Annotated in this window: 18 protein-coding genes; 10 read left to right on the top strand and 8 right to left on the bottom strand. The window is 60.2% G+C overall.

The features are described from left to right. Positions 1-78: 78 nt before the first annotated feature. The 3 genes from DFO46_RS22395 to DFO46_RS22385 all read right to left on the bottom strand — a co-directional run bounded on the left by DFO46_RS22395 (position 79) and on the right by DFO46_RS22385 (position 2,983). On the bottom strand, positions 79-987 hold the full coding sequence (locus DFO46_RS22395; protein ID WP_120279164.1) for a glycosyltransferase family 2 protein: 909 nt from the start codon (positions 985-987) through the stop codon (positions 79-81). 37 nt (positions 988-1,024) lie between these two features. Next, positions 1,025-1,915: a glycosyltransferase gene (locus tag DFO46_RS22390; protein WP_120279163.1), complete on the bottom strand. Its 891-nt coding sequence runs from the start codon at positions 1,913-1,915 to the stop codon at positions 1,025-1,027. A gap of 96 nt (positions 1,916-2,011) precedes the next feature. After that, complete coding sequence (locus tag DFO46_RS22385) at positions 2,012-2,983, bottom strand: NAD(P)-dependent oxidoreductase (RefSeq protein WP_183041999.1); 972 nt, start codon at positions 2,981-2,983, stop codon at positions 2,012-2,014. Positions 2,984-3,517: 534 nt separating this feature from the next. Between DFO46_RS22385 and DFO46_RS22380 the strand changes: the two genes are divergently transcribed. The 5 genes from DFO46_RS22380 (at position 3,518) to DFO46_RS22365 (ending at position 9,616) form a co-directional block, all read left to right on the top strand. Further along, complete coding sequence (locus DFO46_RS22380; protein ID WP_120279162.1) at positions 3,518-4,648, top strand: glycosyltransferase; 1,131 nt, start codon at positions 3,518-3,520, stop codon at positions 4,646-4,648. Next, entirely contained in the window at positions 4,645-5,787 is a 1,143-nt protein-coding gene (locus tag DFO46_RS22375; protein ID WP_120279161.1) for a glycosyltransferase family 1 protein, read from the top strand. The genes DFO46_RS22380 and DFO46_RS22375 overlap by 4 nt, the downstream gene beginning before the upstream one ends. Before the next feature lie 85 nt (positions 5,788-5,872). Continuing rightward, positions 5,873-8,044, top strand: a complete 2,172-nt coding sequence (locus tag DFO46_RS22370) for an exopolysaccharide transport family protein (RefSeq protein WP_120279160.1) — start codon at positions 5,873-5,875, stop codon at positions 8,042-8,044. Between the two features lie 214 nt (positions 8,045-8,258). Beyond that, on the top strand, positions 8,259-8,381 hold the full coding sequence (locus DFO46_RS24295; protein WP_281039962.1) for a hypothetical protein: 123 nt from the start codon (positions 8,259-8,261) through the stop codon (positions 8,379-8,381). Continuing rightward, a complete protein-coding gene (locus DFO46_RS22365) occupies positions 8,378-9,616 on the top strand; it encodes a glycosyltransferase (protein ID WP_183041998.1) in 1,239 nt (412 codons plus the stop codon). Before DFO46_RS24295 ends, DFO46_RS22365 begins: the two co-directional genes overlap by 4 nt. Before the next feature lie 41 nt (positions 9,617-9,657). Here DFO46_RS22365 and DFO46_RS22360 read toward each other — a convergent pair whose 3' ends face one another. The 5 genes from DFO46_RS22360 to DFO46_RS22340 all read right to left on the bottom strand — a co-directional run bounded on the left by DFO46_RS22360 (position 9,658) and on the right by DFO46_RS22340 (position 16,857). Further along, positions 9,658-10,476: a PIG-L family deacetylase gene (locus DFO46_RS22360; RefSeq protein ID WP_120279158.1), complete on the bottom strand. Its 819-nt coding sequence runs from the start codon at positions 10,474-10,476 to the stop codon at positions 9,658-9,660. A 200-nt stretch (positions 10,477-10,676) separates the two neighbouring features. Next, complete coding sequence (locus DFO46_RS22355; RefSeq protein WP_110793704.1) at positions 10,677-11,336, bottom strand: peroxiredoxin; 660 nt, start codon at positions 11,334-11,336, stop codon at positions 10,677-10,679. A 264-nt stretch (positions 11,337-11,600) separates the two neighbouring features. After that, positions 11,601-14,675 (bottom strand): efflux RND transporter permease subunit, encoded by a 3,075-nt coding sequence (locus DFO46_RS22350; RefSeq protein ID WP_120279157.1) that lies wholly within the window; start codon positions 14,673-14,675, stop codon positions 11,601-11,603. Beyond that, on the bottom strand, positions 14,672-15,748 hold the full coding sequence (locus DFO46_RS22345) for an efflux RND transporter periplasmic adaptor subunit (protein WP_120279156.1): 1,077 nt from the start codon (positions 15,746-15,748) through the stop codon (positions 14,672-14,674). The genes DFO46_RS22350 and DFO46_RS22345 overlap by 4 nt, the downstream gene beginning before the upstream one ends. Beyond that, on the bottom strand, positions 15,745-16,857 hold the full coding sequence (locus DFO46_RS22340) for an efflux RND transporter periplasmic adaptor subunit (protein ID WP_120279155.1): 1,113 nt from the start codon (positions 16,855-16,857) through the stop codon (positions 15,745-15,747). The genes DFO46_RS22345 and DFO46_RS22340 overlap by 4 nt, the downstream gene beginning before the upstream one ends. Positions 16,858-16,962: 105 nt before the next feature. Between DFO46_RS22340 and DFO46_RS22335 the strand changes: the two genes are divergently transcribed. The 5 genes from DFO46_RS22335 (at position 16,963) to DFO46_RS22315 (ending at position 22,405) form a co-directional block, all read left to right on the top strand. Beyond that, on the top strand, positions 16,963-17,604 hold the full coding sequence (locus DFO46_RS22335) for a TetR family transcriptional regulator (protein ID WP_120279154.1): 642 nt from the start codon (positions 16,963-16,965) through the stop codon (positions 17,602-17,604). Positions 17,605-17,943: 339 nt separating this feature from the next. Further along, positions 17,944-19,119, top strand: a complete 1,176-nt coding sequence (locus DFO46_RS22330) for a transporter substrate-binding protein (RefSeq protein ID WP_120279153.1) — start codon at positions 17,944-17,946, stop codon at positions 19,117-19,119. After that, positions 19,116-19,706 (top strand): ANTAR domain-containing protein, encoded by a 591-nt coding sequence (locus DFO46_RS22325; RefSeq protein ID WP_110793626.1) that lies wholly within the window; start codon positions 19,116-19,118, stop codon positions 19,704-19,706. The genes DFO46_RS22330 and DFO46_RS22325 overlap by 4 nt, the downstream gene beginning before the upstream one ends. Positions 19,707-19,737: 31 nt before the next feature. Continuing rightward, positions 19,738-20,631, top strand: coding sequence for a proline iminopeptidase-family hydrolase (locus DFO46_RS22320; RefSeq protein ID WP_120279152.1), 894 nt, complete (start codon positions 19,738-19,740; stop codon positions 20,629-20,631). Between the two features lie 76 nt (positions 20,632-20,707). Continuing rightward, complete coding sequence (locus tag DFO46_RS22315; RefSeq protein WP_120279151.1) at positions 20,708-22,405, top strand: ABC transporter substrate-binding protein; 1,698 nt, start codon at positions 20,708-20,710, stop codon at positions 22,403-22,405. The last annotated feature ends 13 nt before the right edge of the window (positions 22,406-22,418 follow it).

Here is a 22,418-nt window from a genome sequence, read left to right as displayed (position 1 = left end):
CGAAACAGATGGGCCGCGCAGGCTCGCCAGAGCTTGCGAAAACCTCCGGCCCACGCAGTTCTTCTGACGCCACGCGCATCATTGTGCCCGCCCCTGCCCAATGGATGTGCTTTCCGGCCGTGCATGCTTGATCGCGCCGCGCCGGCCGCCCAGATAACCCTCGATGCGCCCGGCGGAAACATGGGCGTAATAGGCTGCCCTTGCGCCGTTTAGCTTGAGCAATGACAGCACGATGCCACCAATTGAGCGCACCACATATCGTACGAAGTAGCCGAACGAGTAGCCATGGCGGCCGAGCACATAGCCCATACCGCGGGCATAGCCGCGTGCCTTCTTGCGCATGCGTGCATCTGGATGAACAACATTGAGTTCCGGATGATGTCCGAAGAGAGCGGGATCATACCAACCGCGAAAACCGTGTTCGAGCATACGCAGGACGATGTCCTGTCCCTCGTTTGCCTGCCATGGCGTCGAAGCCCCGACGCCGACATCCTCATCGAAACCCGAGACAGCCTTGAAGGCGGTGCGAGTGAAAAACAGCATCCATTCGATCTGTGTGGAGAAGACATTCGCCTTGGACACCGCCTGTGCCTGTGGCTCGTATCGCCCGTTGATGTCTCGACCGTTCTGGTCCGCCGCCCGCCCACAGACGATGTCGACACCCTTGCTGGCGAAGAGTGCCAAGGCATCGTCCAGGAGATGCGGCGGATAGAGGCAATCATCATCTGGAAAGCAGACAAGATCACCCTCGGCCAACTCGAAGCCGATATTGCGGCCGCGGCTTGCACCGCGAACCCCCGGAACATGGCGATACTTCAGCGGGAAGGATGGCCCAAGCGTCGGAATGGTTTTGGCCAGCGCATCGTCATCGTTCTGGTCCACGATGACAACCTCGAAGTCACGGCAGGTCTGCGCTTCGATGGTACGAACGAATTCGAGCACATCGGCATTGCGCCCGAGCGTCGATATGATCAGCGAGAATTGCATCTGTGTTTCTTCCTTCGGCCCTTTCGAGCACCTGCGTTCACAGGTCCAGTATCTTCTTGGGATCAAGCTTGCCGGTGATCAGGTCTTTAAGCGCCAGCAGATTTCCCGAAAGGCGCCCTCGGCGATCCACCCAGGGCTCGGGATTGAGGCTCTTGAACAGATTGGCGCAAAGGTTGCGGATATTCCCGTCCCAGACCTGGAAGACGTTCATGTTACCCTTGCGCTGAATGTAGATGCGGTTGGCGATCTGCGAGTAGCCCAGACGGCGTCCCGGACTACGACCAGCCTTCTTGGTGCCAAGATGGACCCCACGCAGTTGCGTGGCATGAACGACGCTTCCGTGAGCAGCCATCTGTCGGGAAAAGTCCACATCCTCCAGCCAGGCATAAAGCGGCAAATTCTCATCGAAGCGAATGCCGTGACTGCGCACCGGCGCCAGGCGGATCGCCATGTTGCAGCCGTAGCCATTGAAGATCGGCGTCACGGAGTACGGTCCGCGAAACGTATCCTGCGTCAGGATCGCCCGGCCTTGTTCCATTTCGAGCCCCGGACCCAGCGCGCCGTCGGCAACCACATGACCTGTGGCAACCATGACCCGTCGGTCAGCGGCAAACAGAGCCTCGACTTCGGCGAGATAGGATGGTGACGGCAGAAAATCATCGTCGAAGAAGACCATCACGTCGGCATTCGATGCCTCGATCATGGCATTGCGCTGGTGGGAAGAACCGACGGCGCCTTCCACGATCTGCACAACGCCGTTAAGCCCCCGCACGCCCTCGACATCGACATCCTCGAACCGCGCCGGGCAGACCAGGAACTCGTCCGGTTGGCGGATCTGGTTGTTCATGAAGGCGATCGTCTCGGTGAGGATGTCACGCCGCCCCGCTGTCGCGATGGCGACCGCCAGAGTGATGTTATCCTTGCCCATTCGTTCTATCCCCGAAGCGGTCTCTTCCGCCCTGTTGTTCTTGCTCAGCCATGCCGAAACGCAGGCACCAATCCGCCTTCGGATAGCACGCGCCGGTCAGGCAAACCGACCGCCACTCGCCGCATGCCATCGCTCGATGGCCGACGGAAGCCGACCGGGGCGGGCAAGACCGACCGATGTCAGCCAGTCCGGCACGACATCCGTCGATTTCACCAGCTTGGTCACGCGATCGGGGTGGATCCCAAGCCCCAAGGCCGAGAACGGCTTCAACAGGGCAGCAGCGCCCGTCACCACGATCCGTGGCACCAGGAAGGTTCTGACACCCGGCATATGGCTTTTGCGGAAGGTCTCGACGATCTCTTCAAGCGTATAGCGGTCGGGATAGCAGCCGTTGAAAAGGACGAACCGTTCCTGCCTGTCGACGGCAAATTGCAGCGCCTCAAGCAGGTCGTCGACATAGAAGCAGGCTTTGATCGTATCCTTGCGACCGGGATAGATGAAGAAACCCTTCTTCAAGAGCGTTGCCATGCGGGTGAAGTTCCCGCCTTCGCCGGGGCCGAAGATCACTGCGGGCCGGCATATGACCAGCCTCCGGCTGGTGTCCTCTTCCAGCCAGGCCATTTGGATACGCTCGGCCATGAACTTGGACCAGCCATAGGGAGACACAGGTGCCGGTGGCGTCGTTTCGCTTTTCGTTTCCTCGCCCGGCCCGTAGACGGAGATGGAACTGGTGAACACGATCATCTTGACACCAAGCCGCCTCGCCAGCGCCGTGATTGCGTTCGCGCCGAGAATATTCGTCTCGTAATATTCGTGATCGGGATGACCGGGGGTCGTGTGAATGGCCGCAAGATTGTAAATGCGGTCGATCGGCATGCCTGGGTCGAACCCGGACAGATCCCGGACATCGGCCTGCAGATAGGCAACGCCGTCCAACCGGACACGCGGCGGCTTGATGTCCACCGACACGACGCGATGTCCTTCGCCCGAAAGCCGCGCAACAAGACGCGTTCCGATAAAGCCGGAACCGCCGAATACCAGGACGTTTTTCAAACCCTCGCCTTGCATGCGCTATGCCTTCCTGCATCAGATATCGGATGCGCTTGTTAGCGGCACCCCGAAATTTCAGTCTTCCTGATCGCCAGGCACCGGCAGTGGACGATCGCCACGCCATATCCGCCTGGCGGCCGGATACCGGCACTCAGCGGCGCCGCGATGCGACGGGCCCCGCTGCGATACAATGCGCATTTGGTGTAATTTCTGTATGAATCCGGGACGAGCGCGACCAGAAATGACAGGAATGGTTAATTCTTGGTCTCGGGCCGGATAGCGGCAAAACAAAGAGAGGCCCGTTAAAATCGCAGATCTTCGCATCCTGGAGGCGAGGAGCGACACATCAGAGGGATCGCGAGATGTGAGGAGGCATTAACCAACTTTATCTTTTCTCATCGCATCAATCCCGATTTCGTACAGAAATTATACAAGACCGCCCTCTCCCATGCGAATGCAGGTCTTGTTCTTCATGCTTTTCGGATATTCGCTGCCGCCTACGACTGATCGCTGTGATGGTCTGGATAAACAACCGCCTTGGTGGAGTCTCTCTTGAAAGTCGCACTGGTACATTATTGGCTTGTCACGATGCGGGGAGGAGAAAAGGTCCTCGAAGCCTTCTGCGATCTATTTCCTGACGCAGACATCTTCACGCTGGTTGCCGACCCGGATCGCCTGTCGCCAAAAATCCGTCGCCACAAGATCACCACCTCGTTCCTGCAGAAGATCGGTGGACGCAAGCATTACCAGAAGATGCTGCCGCTGATGCCGCACGCTCTGGAGTCCCTCGACCTTACCGATTATGACGTCGTGATTTCGAGCGAAGCCGGCCCAGCCAAGGGCGTCATCACGCGCCCAGATGCTCTGCATATCTGCTACTGTCATTCCCCGATGCGTTACATCTGGGATCTATACCCGCAATACATGGCCGAATCCGGCCTGCTCGCGCGCGCCATGCTGTTCATGGCAGCGCCAGGTCTGCGGCAATGGGATGTCACCACCTCGCACCGTGTCGACCATTTCATCGCCAACTCGGACTATGTGGCCAAGCGCATCCGGAAATTCTATCGCCGCGAAGCGGAGGTCATCCACCCGCCGGTCGAAGTCGGCCGCTTCAAGATCTCTGACGGGCCGAAGGACTTTTACCTCTGCGCCGGCCAGATCACGCCCTACAAGAAAATCGAGCTCGCAGTCGCCGCCTGCACGCAGCTGAACCTGCCCTTGGTGGTGATCGGCGATGGCGCCTCCGCCAAACTCAAGCAATCGGCCGGACCGACCGTCAGCTTCCTCGGCTCGGTATCGGACGCGGAAATGGAGCGGTGCTTCTCCGAGTGCCGCGCACTGATCTACCCCGGCGTCGAGGACTTCGGCATCGTTCCTCTGGAGGTGATGGCAAGCGGTCGGCCGGTCATCGCATTCGCCCGAGGCGGAGCACTGGAAACGGTCGTGGATGGCAAGACCGGGTTCTTTTTCCACGAGCAGACAGTCGATTCGCTCAGCGCGGCACTCACGCGCTTCGAAGCCGACAACAGCATGTTCGACCCTGCGGCGATGCGGGCGCATGCAATGAGCTTTGAGCCCGACCGTTTCCGCGCAGAACTGAAAAAATCCATCGCGGATTGCGTTGATCGTCAGAGCCGAAAGACCTCTTTGGAGCGGCAGGTTTGGGACAAGAGCGCGTGAAACCGATCGTCTTCAATGGCAAGTTTCTGACGGTTGCACCCACCGGCGTCCATCGTGTCGCGGAAGAATTGATCCATGCCTTTGAACGGCTGGTGATCAGCCGCAGGAGTGCGATCGAACTGTCCGACGTGACGGTGGTTGCTCCGACCTCTGCACAACGCAAACCGTCCTTCTCAATGATAGGCGTGATCAAACGGGGCTTTGCGAGCGGACTGCCCCGGGAATATCCATGGGAACAAATCAACCTCCCGTGGATCGCGCGCAACGCTCTTCTGGTCAACCTCTGCAATATGGGACCCGTCTTCCATTTCGATTCCCTGACCATGATCCATGACGCTCAGGTCTACCTGACACCGGCATCCTATTCGCTGGGTTTCAAGCTCTGGTACCGGTTGATCCAGCCGCTGCTCGGGCGCACCAGCCGGGGCATCCTGACAGTCTCCGAATACTCAAAGGAGCAGTTGGTCCGATACGGCGTGGCGCCCGCCGAGAAGATCACCGTCATTCATAACGGCTGCGATCATGTGCTCGCAAATGCTCCGGCCCATGGCTTCGTCGCAGCGAGCGGCCTTGACGAAGGACGCTACGTGCTCGCGCTTTCGAGTACGCAGTCACACAAGAATATCCGCGTGTTGTTCCAGGCCTTCGCCGACCAGCGCCTCGCACATCTGACGCTTGTGCTGTTCGGCGCGGCCAGCAAGTCGACTTTTGAGAGCCTCGGCTTCGAAGTGCCTCCCAATGTGCGCTTCGTCGGACGGATCGACGATGCCGAACTCGCCGCTTTGATGATCCATGCGCTGGCCTTTGCCTGTCCTTCGACCACTGAAGGCTTCGGCCTTCCGCCTCTCGAAGCCATGATCCTCGGCTGTCCCGCGATCATCGCACCGTGTGGCGCGCTTCCGGAAGTTTGCGGTGACGCGGCCTTGCAGGCCGACCCGCACACGCCTGATGAATGGGTTGAGAAGATCATGAGCCTGGCCGCCGATCCCAAATTGCGCGCGCACATGCGCGAAAGCGGACAACGCCAGGCAGCTTTGTTCACCTGGGATACGGCCGCGCGCAAACTGGCACACCTCCTGGGCTTGAACGTGCTCGACCGCCCCGGGGAAGCCGGTCCGACTGACATGCAATCACGGTAAATAATATCTTAAGACATCGCCAATAGGCTTCGCTCGGATCAGCGGTGATTCCGGACAATCAGCCAACCATTGAGCGGTATGTAGCATGGTCGAGAATTCGATCCCCCCTGTGGAGCGCGAAGAGACGCAGGATACTGGCGCAATCCCCCAGATCGACTTGGCGCATTTCTTTTCCGTGCTGCGCGGCCGCCTTGTTGGAATCATTGCAATTACCATGCTCTTTGCGGTCATGGCCGTGATTTTCTCGCTGCTGCTGAAGAATTACTACGTCTCCACGGTCAGCATCCTCGTCGACCCTGAAGGGTCGAGGATCGTCGAAGGCGAGATCTACAGCGACAGTAAGGCTACCGAAGCCCGCACGCTGAACCAGCAATTCATCCTGACGTCCGTGAGGGTCCTCGGAGCCGTGGTGGAATCCGAGTCCCTTGTCGACGACCCGGAATTCGGAGCAGCCAAACCCTACGAGACCGATCGCCGAAAGCGCGCCCAACGGGCACTTGAGGCTTTGCAGAAAGCGATCGTCGCCGATCTCAACAAGGCGAGCTTCGTCATTGATCTCTCCGTGACCACCAGCGACCCCATAAAGTCCGCGCGCCTGGCCAATGCCGTCGCCGACACCTACATCCAGACCCGCATCCAGATGAACAACGGGGTCGTGCGCCAAGCAACCACAGACCTTTCAGCGCAGCTTGCAAGCCTCGAAAAGGCGGTGGAGGATGGCGACCGTGCCGTGCAGGCCTACAAGGCCGAGCACAACATCATTGACGTCGGTGGGCGCCCGACGGCCGAACAGCAGATTGCCGAGACCAACACGGAAATCACCCGGATCTCCGGCACGATCGCTGAAAATGAAGCGCTGATGTCGGAACTGAAGCTGGCGCGGTCAAACCCGGAATATCTGCGGTACACGCCGGATTCGTCACTGACGCCGGCCATCATCGAATTGCGCACCCGCTACCATGCAGCACTGGAACAGCAGTCGGTGCTGCAGTCCTCCTTCGGGGATCGCCATCCCTCCCTTCAAAGCGCCCGTGCCCGCACGCAAGCCGTCTCTGCACTTCTCAACACCCAGCTGAGGGACTTCGAGACATCTCTGGCCCGCAATGCCGAGAAGCTGAAGAGCCAACGACAGCTCATGTTGAAGAATCTCGCCAGCCTCAAAGCCAGCCTGAACGAGTCCGATGAATCCATGGTCCAACTGCGCGAACTGGAACGCAAGCTGGCCAGCGATCGGCTCGTCTACGAATCCTTCCTGCTGCGGACGCGCCAGCTGTCGGGGCAGGAACGCACCGTCAGCGAAAATCCGCAGATCATTTCCGCAGGGCAGATCCCCCTCACCAAGGCCGGCCCCCGTCGCTCCCTGATCGTTGCCGGCGCCACGATCCTCGGTTTCCTGGTTGGTTGCGGCATTGCCCTGGCACGCGACGCCAGACCGACCACCGCCGGCACACCGGCACAAGCCGACCTTGCGCCAGCCACGGCCACAGCTGCACGGGTTGAGCCCAAGCGCCGCCGGCCCATGCGCGACTGGTTCCGGCGCAAGGCTGCCCAAGTTCCTGATCCGTCGCCCGACAACGACACCAAAGAGCCGGAAGATGTCTCCGTTGTTGTGAAGAACCGCAAACCCCGCGTAACCGGCCCAGTCGACGATGCAAGCGATCTATACGCCACGGCGATGCGTCAGTTGATGCGGCAGGCTACAGGACAGCCGAACCATTGCATCGTGCTGCTGACCTCGCCCCAGCATCGCAATGGTCATCGTACCGCGATGAACCTGGCCAAGAGCCTTGCCGGGACAGGCAAGGACCTGCTCCTGGTGGATGCCGAGAGCGAGGCCAATCTTACCCGGTTCGTTGCGGCAACCGGGAAGCCGGGATTGCTCGATGCCATCTCGCTTCAGCGGATCGAAGGCGACTTTGTCAATCCGGACCGCACGCCCGGCCTGTGGTTGATGCCGGCCGGCAGACGTTCTCCGCGCATTTCGACCAAGGGCATCCACACTGCGCTGTCGTTGAAGGACTGGCTGCAGGCAGAAGGGCTTCAGTTCGATGTGGTCCTGGTCTATTCGGGGCGCTGGAACGGGCAAAAACTGATCCCAGCAATAGAGGACGCCGCTGAAAGCTTCGCCGTCATCGGCAATTGGTTCAACCGCAACGACGTTGAAGACACTGTCTCCGCCCTGGAACAGGTCGGACTTTCGCCGATCACTCCCCTTTTCCTCGACGAGGAGATGGAGACTATTCCCCGCGCTGGTTGACCGGCGAAGCCCTCACGCCGGTTAGGCTTCGCCCCTCAAGGGCTGAGACCGTTAGGCCCATCTTAAGCCTGCCTTGAGAATACGACACAAGTAACAGTTGATCGCACCAGCAAGTGCAGCCGGTTATCATTATCGAGAGGAAATGCGGCTAAGGCTGTGCGGCAGGGATATCAGGGGTTGAACGACCGGATGTCGCGAGGTTGAGGAACAGGATATGAAGGTCGCCGTCGAAGCGAGCACCCGCACGAAAGCCGGTTTGGCACATGCACCGCGTGCCGTTCGAGCCGATGGCAACATCATGTTTTGCCTGCAGCAATGGAAGGTCGGCAAGCCGTGAACCAGCCGGCGGAGCGTGTCGTCGTCATCAATGACTTCTCCATCGCCCGCGGTGGAGCGACCACACTTGTGCTTCTGCTTCTGCGCCTGCTGCGCACCAGAGATATTCCCGTGACCATGATCGTTGGTGACGACGGCGACAACCCGCTTTTCTCGGAACTCGGCGCAGATGTCGTGCGGCTCGGACAGAAGGAATTGCTGAAGGGCAACCCGTTGAAAACGGTGCTCAACGGCATTCACAACGGCTCCGCAAGCGCCCTCATCCGCGACTGGATCGAACATAACGATACACCGCGCACCATCTATCACGTCCACATCTGGTCGCAGATCCTCTCGCCTTCGATCTTTGTGCCGCTCCATCGCGTCGCGGAACGCACGCTGATCCATGCGCACGATTCCTTTCATGCCTGCCCGAATGGCGCCTATATGAACTATCCCAGGGAGACCCAGTGTCAGCTGGTTCCTCTGGGAAGAGACTGTCTCACGACCCATTGCGATCGCCGGTCCTATGCCCACAAGCTTTGGCGGGTCACCCGTCAGGCGCGGCTCTTCTCCGCCATGGGCAGTGACATTCCCTGGGGCAAGTTCCTGCTGATTCACGAAAAGATGGCCGCTGGCTTTCTGCGGGCCGGCTATCGCGAGGAGGACCTCCTGGCCATTCGCAACCCCGCTTCACCTTTTGTCGACCACCGGGTTCCGGTCGAAGACAACAGCAGCTACTTCTTCATCGGCCGCCTGGAGCAGGAAAAGGGTCCTCAGGATGCGCTTGCCGCAGCAAGGCTCGCAGGCGTCAGGCTGGAGGTTGTCGGAGACGGTCCGCTGAAAGAGGCGCTCGTCGCGCAATACCCGGAAATGATCTTTCACGGCTGGCGCCGGGCTGAGGAGATCGGCGAACTCATCACGACCGCCCGCGCACTCGTCATCCCGTCACGGCTGCCGGAACCTTTCGGTCTTGTTGCTGTGGAAGCGGCGGCAAGCGGCATTCCCCTGATCCTGACCGAAATGGCATTTTTAGCCGAAGAAGTGATCAAGGACGGCACCGGCATCACCTGCAACACCCAGGATGTGGCCCATTTTGCCGCGGCCTTGCATTCGATGGATACCATGGCTCGTGAGGACATCCGACAGATGAGCGAACGGGCCTATGCCCGGGCGATCGCCATGGCCAACACGCCTGACGGCTGGGCTGACAAACTGACCGGGATTTACGCAGACCTGCTGGCAGGCGAAATGTGACAGCGTTGTCCAAAAAACCCGATAGCCGAGACCGTTAGATTTCAGCGCATGCCCCGCGCTCGACGCAAAACCGCCTCAAGCCTCACAACGAATTGCCGCTTGAGGCGACGTAACAGGCGATGCCAGAGCGGAAGGCGCCCGTCGATCCACAGCATGTTGACAGGGTGAGAGGCCATGATGCCCCGTGCGGGCCGGAGGGGCGCGTCGACGGATGTGATCTCGTAGAACAGCTCCTGTTCCGGCCATTCGTAACCGTCGTCCCAGGTCCAGCTGTCGTGCTTCTGATAGTGGCGTTTCAATGTCTCCGCCAGAACCTTGTCAGTGGGAAGAACCGCGAAGGCTGAGCTGAGCCGTGGTGCATTCATCTCCATGAAGGACAGCACCCGATCACTCGCATAGCCGGTGACGAAAAGCCGGAAGTTCCGCGTCTTCTTCAGCTCCGAGACCGCACGATAGATCTGCACATGCTCTTCATGCCCATATTCCCCCCAGGGATTGTGGGTAACGACTACGTCGCCGTCTGCAACATGGTCTTCGATGGCCGCAGCGATCAGATGGAAGTTGCGGGCATAACAATCTCTGTCGCGGCCGCACAGGATCCCATGCGGCGTCTCGACAGGGTGCTCCCAGTCGGTAGTGAGAAAACTGCGCGATTCTCGAATATTGAGGCTAACAACAGAGGGAATTGGAAAGTCGCGCAGCAGCGTCTCCCGTCCCCGGCTGACAGCCGCGTCGACAGAGTTCCCATAACAGAGCACGACTTTCTTTGCCGCAGCCAGAACCGAGCTGGCCCAGAGGATCTCGTCGTCTGGATGCGCCATGATGATGACGCACTGATGGAAATCGCTGGAATTGAGCATCGAGCCTATCTCGGTCCAGGGCGAATAAATCCGCCGTCCTGCAGCCTTTAACTCGGCCACACTGCCCGCCTTGCTCCCGTGTTGCAACACGGGGTGGGAGGTGGGCTAGCGTTAAGGTTAAGCGGCTGCCGCCAGCCAATAGACGCACTGGGCCGATGCACCCGCCCCACCGTGAACGGCAAGGGCGGGGGAGCAATCAGTCAGGCTGCCGGCTGCTTGGTCTTGCGCAGGTAAGGCAGAACCGTCTCGAAAGCGCCGAAACGGGCGAGAGCATCCTCGTTCGACACGGCCGCCGTGATGATCACATCATCACCCTGCTTCCAGTTGGCAGGCGTCGCAACCTGATGCTTGGCGGTCAGCTGAATCGAGTCGATGGTCCGCAGGATCTCGTCGAAGTTGCGGCCCGTGGTCATCGGATAGGTGAGGATGAGCTTGATCTTCTTGTCCGGCCCGATGACATAGACCGACCGCACCGTGGCATTGTCGGCCGGGGTGCGACCTTCCGACGTTTCACCGGCATCGTCGGGCAGCATGTCGTAAAGCTTGGCCACCTTCAGATCCTTGTCGCCAATCAGCGGATAGCCGACGTCGAAACCGGTCGCGACCTTGATGTCCTGCTTCCACTTGGTGTGGCTTTCGACGGGATCGACCGAAATGCCGATAACCTTGACGTTCCGTTTGGCAAATTCGTCCGAGAGGCCCGCCATGGCGCCCAATTCGGTGGTGCAAACCGGCGTAAAATTCTTCGGATGAGAGAAGAGGACGGCCCAGCTGTCACCGATCCAGTCGTGGAACGTGATGGCCCCCTGGGTCGTTTCAGCGGTGAAATTCGGAGCGGTCTGGTTGATGCGCAAGGTCATGAAAAATTCCTCCTGAAGGTTGCCGCCAGTGAAGACCAAAACGCCGGCCCAAGGAAGCGCGTTCGTATCAATTCCCCCATGAATTCAGTCAGATCTTTCCCGTCAGGCAGGAGACGGGAGTAGATTATTCCGAGCAGGCCAGATTGCAGACAGACTTGTCGAATACCAGTCGCTTGCCATCAAACGCGGATGGCGGCCGACGAAACGGCCGCCATCGCTGTCTTGCTGTTGCGTCAGTCCGCGCCGGCGCGGCTGCTTTGCACGTCAGGCCACGACGGTCTCGGAAGGCTCTTCGGTCTCTGGACGCTTGATACCGAACCAGACCACGTAAAGCGCGGGCAGGAAGAGCAGCGTCAGCACGGTCCCGACGACGATGCCCCCCATCATGGCATAGGCCATCGGCCCCCAGAAGATCTCGCGTGAGATCGGAATCAGCGCGAGACTTGCGGCCGCAGCCGTCAGCATGATCGGTCGCATCCGGTGCTCTGCGGCCTCCCTGACAGCCTCCCACGCATCCTTTCCGGCTTTTCGCAATGAGTCGATTTCCACCACGAGAATGACCGAGTTGCGGATCAGGATCCCGATCAGAGCCAGAACGCCGAGGATCGCCACGAAACCGAGCGGCGCACCACTCGACAGCAGGGCGACAACCACCCCGATCAATCCCAGCGGTGCAACGATGAACACCATGAAAAGCCGCTGGAAGCTCTGCAACTGGAACATCAGGATCGTGGTCATGGTCAGCAGCATGAGAGGAACGACGGCAACGATCGGTGCCTGGCTCTTTGCGCTGCTTTCGACGGATCCGCCCGTCTCCACCGTGTAGCCGTCCGGCAGCTTCGCCGAGAATGCGTCGATCGACGGCTTCAACAGTTGGTCGACGGTCGCCGGCTGCGAGCCGTCGGTGATCGCCGCCTGAAGTGTGATCGTCGCCATTCGGTCGCGGCGCCAGACGACCGGTTGCTCCAGCTCATAATGGAAGTTTGCAATCGCAGCCAACGGGACGGCCTGACCGTTGCTGCCTGGCAGTTGCAGGTTCCGCAAGGTTTCGATCGACTCCCGCTCGGCCTTCGGAGCCCGTCCAACGACATCGATGAGATAGATGCTGTCTCGGATCTGCGTGATGGTGGAACCACCCGTCACATTGTTGAGCGCTGTCGCGATATCCGAGGAACTGACACCAAGCTGGCGCGCCTTGTCCTGCAACAGGTCGACCTTCACAACGCGCGCCGGCTCGTTCCAATCCGAGACGATGCGCCCAAGTCGCGGATTGTCGCCGAGAACCGAGGTCAGATCGGCAGCGTAGGTGCGAACCTTCTGCGGGTCCGGCCCAGCCACGCGGTACTGGATCGGCCGGCCAACAGGCGGTCCAAGTTCCATCTGCTTCACGAAGACATCTGTACCCGGATATTCGACGGTGGCAGCCTGAGACAGCGATGCGATCAGCCGGTCACGCGCCTCCACACTTTTCGCCACGACGATCATCTGGCCGAAATTGCTCGAATTCGGTTGAACATCGAAGGAGAGAACGAAGCGCTTCGCTCCCTGGCCGACATAGGACGTCCAGTGATCGACGTCCTCATTGCCGATGAGATGCTTCGCCTCGAACCCATCCATCTCGGCCTTGGTCTGCGCCAGCGTGTAGTTCTGCCGCGCGGTCCAGTCGACAATCAGCTCAGGACGATCGGAAGCCGGGAAGAACTGCTGTTGCACGAAGCCCATGCCGAAGAGCGACAGGCCGAAGAGACCGGCCGTCGCCAGAATGGTCAGTTTCGGCCAGGTCATGCAGACGTTCAGCAGGCCGCTGAAGGTACGCGAGAAGAAGCCCTTGGTTTCCGCGTGCTTCTTCATGGCGCTCGGCAGAATGAGAATGCCGAGAAGCGGCGCGAAAAGTACCGCAACGATCCACGAGACGATCAGAGAAATGCCGATAACGACGAACAGCGTGAAGGTAAATTCACCGGCCGCGCTATCGTTCAGGCCCACAGGAATGAAACTGGCGACGGTAACCAGCGTCCCGGTCAGCATGGGAAAGGCCGTCGACGTCCAGACGGCCGTGGCCGCCTTGGGCAAGGGTTCCCCTTGCTCCAGTTTCGACACCATCATCTCGATGGCAATCATGGCATCGTCGACCAGCAGGCCGAGCGCGATGATCAAGGCCCCGAGCGAAATGCGCTGCAAGGAGATTCCGAGATACTCCATGAAGACGAAGGTGATGGCGAGGACGAGTGGGATGGAGACGGCGACGACGAAACCGGCCCGCATGCCAAGACTGATGAAGCTCACCGCAAGCACGATGGCGATCGCCTCGAACAGAGCCTTGGTAAATCCGCCGACGGCTTCCTCGACAACGACGGCCTGATCGGCGACATGATGAACGCCGATCCCGATCGGGAGATCCGCGATCACCTTGTCCATCTTTTCCGTCAAAGCTTCGCCGAAGCGCAACAGGTTGGCGCCCGGCTTCATGCCGATCGCCAGGCCAATCGCGGGTTTCCCATTGACGCGAAACAGCGGCTGTTCCGGATCGGAGTAACCGCGGGTGATGGTGGCCACGTCGCTCAGGCGAAAGAAACGATCGTTGACGCGCAGATTGATGTTGCGCAGCGCTTCATCGGAGGCGAACTGCCCGGAGACGCGCAGATTGATTCGTTCCGAACTTGTCAGCAGCGTCCCCGACGCCACAACGGCATTCTGGTTCTGCAGCGTCTGGACGATGTCTTGCTGCGATATGCCCAAGGCGGCCATCTGCTTGGGCGAAAGATCGAGGTAGACGACTTCGTCCTGCGCCCCGATCATCTCGACCTTGCCGACATTGGGCACGGAGAGGATCTGCTGGCGAGCGGATTCGAGATAGTCGCGCAGCTGTCGCTGGGTAAGGCCATCGGCCGTGAAGGCATAGATGTTGCCGTAGACATCGCCGAAACTGTCGATGAAGGCCGGGCCTTGGACGCCCTGCGGCAATGTCGGCGCGATGTCGTTGATCATATTGCGGACCTTGACCCATGTGGGCTTCACGTCCGCAGCCTTGGTGTTTTCCAGCAGGTTGACGTAGATCGTCGTCTGACCCGGCGTGTTTATGCTCTTGGTATAGTCGAGAGAATCCAGTTCCTGCAGCTTCTTCTCGATGCGGTCGGTGACCTGGCTCGTCATTTCATCGACGGAGGCGCCAGGCCACGAGGCCTGGATCAGCATGGTCTTGATGCTGAAATCCGGATCCTCCTCACGTCCGAGATTGATGTAGGACATGATGCCCGCCACCATCGACAGGATCATGAAATACCAGACGAGCGACTTGTGCTGCAGGGCCCATTCGGAAAGATTGAATGACTTGTTCATAGGGGGGTCTCATTCGAAAATCGGATGGGCTGGTTGTCGGTGAGCGAGTTCACGCCGGCCGAGACGATGCGGTCGCCGCGATTGATGCCGCTGATGATGTCGAAACCGCCGCCCAGCGATGGCTGCACCTCGACCTCGTGCCTGGAAACGGTACTCTTGGTGGCGTCGATGACCCAGACGAACGGCTTGCCATCAGTACCGCCGACGGCACTTTCCGGAAGCCACAGGTGATCGTCCGTGCGGGCGATCGGCGAGGCCGTGATGGTGCTGCCGAGGCGATAGCTGTCCGGAGGGGATTCGAGAGCGATCTTGGTTCTCCGGCTGCGCGTCGCGGGATCAGCCTGAGGCGTCGTTTCGCGAACGGTGCCGCGTACCGTCTTTGCCGGGTTCGCCTGAAGCGTGATCTCGAACGGCGTGCCGATGGCGGTGAGAGCACCGTAGCGGTCCGGAATGTCGACGACCGCATCGCGCGCTTCGAGACGGGCAATGGTGACAACAGGGGTTCCCACCGAAACGACCTGACCGACCTCTGCTGAAACAGCGGAAACCACGCCGTCCGTATCTGCCGTCAGCGTGGCATAGGTCAGCTGCTCGCGAACCTTGTCCAGGCTTGCCTCGAGTTGCTGAACAGTCGCCTCGGCGGCCTCGCGGGCCTGCACGGCTTCTTCGAGTTGCTCTCGAGTGCTGGCATTCGAGGCCACCAGCGTCTTCTGCCTCTGCTCGGTAACACGTGCCAGATCAAGTTTGGCGTTGGCGGAGGCGAGGTCCGCCTCGGCCTGTTTCACGCTGAGCTCCAGGGCCGCAAAATCCAGATTGGCGAGAACCTGCCCCTTCTGAACAAGGTCGCCGACATGGACATGCCGGGCCGTGATGCGCCCGAGCACCTGGAATCCGAGGTCCGTACTGAATTTGGCTTCAACTGTACCGGTAAACCCGGACACGACAGCCGCCCTGGGCTCGGCGACGACGAAGAGAACCGGGCGTACCGGCGCAACGGCTTCAGGCTGGTCGTCGGAACACGAAGAAAGGACCCCTGCCAGAAGCAAAAGTGGAATCAAGGCGGGAGCTCTCATTGAGCCGCTCCTTTCAGAATGGCAACTTTCTGGTTCTCTCGGAGAAACTGCACACCATCGACGATGACGAGTTCCCCCGGCTCAATGCCGGACGTGAGGACGACCCGATCAGCGTCGTAGCGCTCGATCTTGACCGGCTTCAGCGCAGTCGTCAGTGCATCACGATCGACGACCCAGACGGCCGGATTGCCTTCCTTGGAAAAAATCGATTGCCAGGGAATCGAGATGCGGTCCTGCTGCGCCAGCACGACATTTGCCACGATGGCAGCACCGAGGGTCATTTCCGCAGGGGCATTTTCGACCGAAAGCTTGACCCGCACGGTTCCGAGCGAGCGATCGAGGGTGGGGCTGACCTCGCGGATCTTGGCCGGCACCGAGATATCCGGACGCGACAGAAGGCTCACATTGAGCGAGATCGGCTCTGCCCCGGTGCTCAGGGCGTTTTCCTGCACGTTGAACACCGCGTCGCGCGCACCGTCATGCGCCAGGGTGAAGACAGTGGCAGACGCCTGCACCACTTGCCCCACTTCAACATTCCGGGCCGTGATAGTTCCGTCCGCATCGGCTCGAAGCTCAGTCTGCTTCAACGCCTCCTGCGCCGTCTCCAGTCTGGCCTTGGCGGCATCCAGGTCCTTCTGGGCAGACAGGAACTCCTGCTGCGCACTATCCACTTCCTGCTGCGACAACGCGCCGGTCTGGATCAGTGTCTTGCGGCGATTGAGGATGGAGCTGGCTTTGCGCAGCGTTGCATCCTGCGCCGAAACGCCGGCCTCTGCGGATTGGATATCGGCAAGCTGTTCCGTCGGATCCAGCGTCGCGAGCACCTGACCGGCGGTCACGCGATCCCCGACGCCCACTTGCCGCTCGATCACCCGGCCACTGAGCTTGAAAGACAGCTCACTTTCGACCTGCGCCTTGATTTCCCCCGTGCCTGCAGCACGCAGAACATCCCGGTCGAGCTTGGCAACCTCGACGGTGACCTGAGGAACATCAACCTCGGTCTTCTTGTTGTCACCCTCGCAGGAGGAAAGCGCGAGAACGGAAAAGGCGGCGAACAGCGTTACCCTTCGCAATCTGCCGCCTTGCAGACGTTGGGATTGATTGACCATGAGACGTTCCGGTGGTGAGGTTGACGACGAAAAGAGTTTTATTCATCACGCATTGAATATATGTATTCAAATGGCGATTAAGTCAATTCAGAGGCGTACGCACATATGACTTCAGCGGAGCGAAACCGGGGGCGGCCCAGGAAGGGCGACGAACAAGACACCGACACCCTGCTCGAAGCGGCACTGACGAGCTTCGCGGAACACGGTTTCGACAAGACACCTCTGCGTTTGATCGCAACGCGAGCGGGGGTCGATGTCGCCCTCATTTCCTATCGCTACGGCTCCAAATTCGGACTGTGGGAGGCCGTCGTGCGCTCCGTCAGTGACGATTCGAGGCTTCAAGCTGCGGAATTCATGCGTCAGGCGGAAGACCTGCCACAGGAGCACAGGCTGCCATTCATCAGCACCCATCTCGTTGACCTGATCTTCCAGCTTCCGGCCTTCTCACGGGTCCTTCTTACCGAACTCATTTCTAATGTAAGTGACGATCGTAAAGAGCTGATTACAGAGGCTCTGCTGAAGCCGATGCATCAGACGATCCTGGTGTCACTCCAGAAAATGGGACTCGTTGCCGACATGGAGGGCGAGCCGGACTCAGGGCTCTCGCTGATGTTCGCAATCGGATCTGTGGCGCTCATCTCCTCTATCAGCACGGTGGCGGCAGCCTTGACCAATCTCGAGGACGACGGCCCGCAGTTTCGGGAAGATCTGGCCAAGCTGCTTTGCCGCATTCTGCGACAACAGTGATTGCCGCCTTGTCGCAGGAATTTCCCGCCGGCATGGAGTGGACGCCGATCCGATTTCCGCAGGGAGCAGAGACGTTCAAAGCCCTTTGGCCCAAAATTTGGGCAAACAAAGTGATTGACCACAAAACATCCATATCCTAGCTTGAACCCCGAAAAGGCATTGGATGCCAGATGGCAATTGGGCCCCGATACCGCGTTAGACGCGGTGCGGGGCCTTTTTCGTTTCTGACAGCCAGTGGGCGGGAACGCGGCCACAGCAGGCGTGGGTGTCAACCATGAAGGCATTGGAAGTTCTGATGGGATTCGTCTTGCGGCCGCACCGCCAGATCTGGGGCGTCGCATGAGGACACGCGAAGCACATCCCATTTCCATCTTATACTCCACCACCGGACCCTATGCGGCTCTCGGTCGCGAAGCTCTGGCTGGCGCTCTTGCGGCCATCGCCGAAGTCAATGCCGACAACGACTTGCCATTCCGGCTTGAGCCAAGGATCGATGATCCCGCCGGCCGTGCAGAATTCTATCCGCTGCGAACGGAAGCTGCCATCCGCAATCACGGCTGCCGCCATGTCATCGGAACGATCACGTCCTGGAGCCGCAAGGATGTGTTGCCGGCCATCGAGCGGAACGGTGCGCTCCTGTGGTACGCTTTTCCCTATGAGGGATATGAGGCGAGCGACAGCGCCATCTATCTGGGCGCCTGCCCCAACCAGCATCTCCTCCCCCTCTTCGACCATGTCCTGCCGCGCTTCGGCAACAGGCCCTTCATCGTCGGCTCGAACTATATCTGGGGCTGGGAAAACAGTCGTATCGCGCGCGAACTCACCGAGGCCTCGGGCGGACAGGTGCTCTCCGAACGTTTCGTTCCGCTCGGCGCGGTTGAGGTCGATCACCTGATCACGGAGATCGAGCAGAAACGGCCGGATTTCATCCTCAGCAATCTCGTCGGCGCCTCAGCCACGGCCTTCTTCGCGGCCTACGACCTGTGGCGTCGCAATCGCCCCGCAGCGCCACCCATCGTTGGGTGCAACCTTTCGGAAACGGAGCTGGACAGTCTGACCCCCGAGGCCCGCGCCGGACACATCGCCGCCGCACCCTACTTCAACCGGCTGGACATCCAGGAGAACCGCGAATTCAAAGCCCGGATGGCTGCCCGCTACGGAGCCGAGCGACGCATCACAACGTCATTCTGTGCGACGTATATGAGCGTGACAATCCTGGCGCAGGCGATGAAGGATGCAGCCACCGACGCGCCGGACGCTATTCGCCGCGTCGTGACATCACGATCTTTCGACACCCCCATGGGGCCAGTCGCCATTCACCCACGAACCCATCATGCAGCCCTTCGCCCGCATCTTGCCGTTTCGGACACGAGCGGCGAATTTGACATCTTCCACAGCGCAGCCGAGCCGGTAGAGGCCGACCCCTATCTGGTTCATGCCTTTCACCGACCGAAGCAGGGTGATGGCGACAGCCATTTGCAGCGTCAGGGCAGTCATCTGAAGGTGGTCAAATGAGCCGCCCCGGTCGCCTCTCCCTTGCCACCTGGCGCGCCCTCATCCTGCATCGGGAACACCCCTCGGTCGAGGCGCTCGCCCGCCAGCTGGATCTCCTGCACATGACGGTTGAGGTGGTCTGGCCGCAGATCGATGCCTCGCATGTCAATGCCGATATCGTCTTCTTCGACGCAGACATGGGGCATGACGGCCAGTTCCCCTGGCCGCGCGGCTTTGCCCCGATGCCGATGGTTGCCCTGATCGGCTCCGAAGCCCCCGGCCGCGTCGAATGGGCGCTGGCGCAGGGCTCGAACGCCCATCTCTTGAAACCGATCGGCTCGACCGGGGCCTATAGCGCGATCCTGATCGCCGCCCACGCCTACCAGATCGCGCGAAGCCAGGCCGACGACATCCGCGTACTGGAAGACAGGCTGCGCCAGCGTCCCGTCGTCGTCCGCGCCATCCTCAAGCTTTTGCAGGCCGAACAGCTCGACGAGGACGGCGCCTGGAAGCGGCTGCGCAAGATCGCAATGGACTGGGGCATGACAACAGAAGAAACGGCGGAAGCGATCTGCCGCGACGACCGCCGCACAAAGACAGGCGGCTGAAAGACCATGAGACGACAAAGGAGCATCACGCGTGTCGATCACTGAAGGCTTCGCCCCTTACGGCGACTACAAGACCTGGTACCGGATCACCGGCGATCTCGCCTCGGGCAAGTCGCCGCTGATCGTCGCCCATGGCGGTCCCGGCTGCACTCACGACTATGTCGACAGCTTCAAGGACATTGCCGCCACTGGCCGTGCCGTCATCCATTACGACCAGGTCGGCAATGGCAAGTCGACCCACCTGCCAGAAAAGGGCGCGGATTTCTGGACCGTCCCCTTCTTCCGCACCGAACTGCACAATCTGATCGACCATCTCGGCATCCGTGACGGCTATTGCCTGCTCGGCCAGTCCTGGGGCGGTATGCTCGGCGCGGAATTCGCCGTTGAACGCCCCGCTGGCCTGAAGGCGCTGATCATCGCCAATTCACCGGCTGCGATGAGCACCTGGATCTCGGAAGCCAACCGCCTGCGTGCCGACCTGCCCGCTGACGTCCAGGCGACTCTGCTGCGCCATGAGGAAGCCGGCACGACCGACAGCGCGGAATACATGGAGGCAACGGATGTCTTCAACCAGCGCCATGTCTGCCGCGTCGTGCCGATGCCAGACGAGGTGAAGCGCACATTCGATGCGATCGGCACGGATCCGACCGTCTATCACACCATGAACGGTCCCAACGAGTTCCACGTCATCGGCACGATGAAGGAGTGGTCGATCGTCGGCCGTCTCTCCACCATCAACGTCCCCACCCTGCTGATTTCCGGCCGCTACGACGAGGCGACGGAAGCCTGCGTGCAGCCCTATGCTGACGAAATCCCGGATGTGCGCTGGAGGATTTTCGAACAATCGAGCCACATGCCGCATGTCGAGGAACGCAAAGCCTGCATGGCCGAAGTCTCTGCCTTCCTCGACGAAAAGGCACCCTGACCAACACCAACGACAAGCCCGGCCAACGGGCACATGCGACGAAGACGTTCAAACAAAAACAGAGGGAAACAGCATCATGACACTCTATCTGAAGCCTCTTGCCCGCCGCGCCGGTCTCCTGACCGCCGGCATTCTACTGGCCCAGACAGCGCTATCCGGCGCAGCTCTGGCCGAGGACCGCGCCGAACTGATGGCCAAGCATCGTGGTGGCACCATGACGCTTGCCGCCGTTTCGGCAGCCGGCACCATCGATCCGATGATCAACTACACGGCCCAGTTCTGGCAGCTCTACCAGATGACCTATGACGGCCTCGTCAAGTTCAAGCAGGCCGGCGGCACCGACGGCTTCGAGATCGTCCCGTCGATCGCCGAAGCGATCCCTGAGCCGACCAATGATGGCAAGACCTATGTCTTCAAGATCCGCAAGGGCATCATGTTCTCCAATGGCAAGGAGCTGAAGCCGTCTGACGTGCTGGCATCCTACCAGCGCATCTTCAAGGTCAAGGGCCCGACCACCGGCAGCTTCTACAACGGCTTCGTCGGCGCCGACAAATGCATTGCCGAGGCCGAGACCTGCACGCTCGAAGGCGGCGTGATCGCCGACGATGCGGCCGGCACCGTGACCATCAACCTCGTCGCGCCGGATTCGGAGATCTTCTCCAAACTCGCCGTCCCGCACGCATCGATCCTCCCGGCCGACGCGCCGGCCGCCGATGCCGGCACCACGCCGATCCCCGGCACCGGCGCCTATTATTTCGACAGCTACAATCCGACCGAACAGTTGGTCATGAAGCGTAACCCGCATTTCAAGGAATGGAGCGTCGACGCCCAGCCGGACGGCTATGCGGACGAGATCATCTACAAGTTCGGACTGACCGAAGAAGCGACCATCAACGCCATCGTCAACGGCCAGATCGACTGGATGTTCGACACGCCTCCGGCTGACCGCCTGCCGGAAATCGGCGCCAAATATGCAAGCCAGATCCACATCGATCCGCTCGCCGCCTTCTGGTATGCGCCGATGAACACCAACATCGCCCCCTTCGACAACGTCAAGGCCCGCCAGGCCCTGAACTATGCCCTCGACCGTGACGCCCTCGTCGGCCTGTTCGGCGGCGAAGTTCTGGCCCAGCCGACCTGCCAGATCCTGCCGCCGGACTTCCCCGGCCATGTCGACGACTGCATCTACACCGCCGAACCCGGCCCGGAATGGGTCGGCCCCGACATGGAGAAGGCCAAGCAACTGGTCGAGGAATCCGGCACCAAGGGCCAGAAGGTCACTGTGATCGCCGAGGATAATGCCACCGCACGCGGCATCGGCACCTACATCCAGAGCGTACTCTCCGAACTCGGCTATGATGCCTCGATGAAAGCCGTCTCGCCGAACATCCAGTTCACCTACATCCAGAACACCAACAACAACGTCCAGATCAGTATATCCCAATGGTATATGGACTATCCGGCGGCTTCGAACTTCCTCAATGTCCTCCTGTCCTGCAGCTCCTTCACCCCCGGCAGCGATTCCTCCATCAACATCTCCGGCTATTGCAACAAGGATCTCGACGCCAAGATGAAGGAGGCGATGACACTGGCCCTCACCGATCCCGATGCCGCCAACGCCAAGTGGGCGGAAGTCGACAAGGGCTTCATGGAGCAGGCCCCCATGGCTCCATTGTTCACCCCGAAAAGCGTCAACTTCACCTCGGCCCGCCTCGGCAACTACCTGTTCAACAAGCAGAACCGCTGGATCGCCTCGCAGTCCTGGGTGAAGTGAACACCCTTTGACG

The organism is Rhizobium sp. AG855 (assembly GCF_003610655.1).
Taxonomy (GTDB): domain Bacteria; phylum Pseudomonadota; class Alphaproteobacteria; order Rhizobiales; family Rhizobiaceae; genus Allorhizobium; species Allorhizobium wuzhouense.
This window is presented reverse-complemented; position numbering and strand designations above follow the sequence as displayed.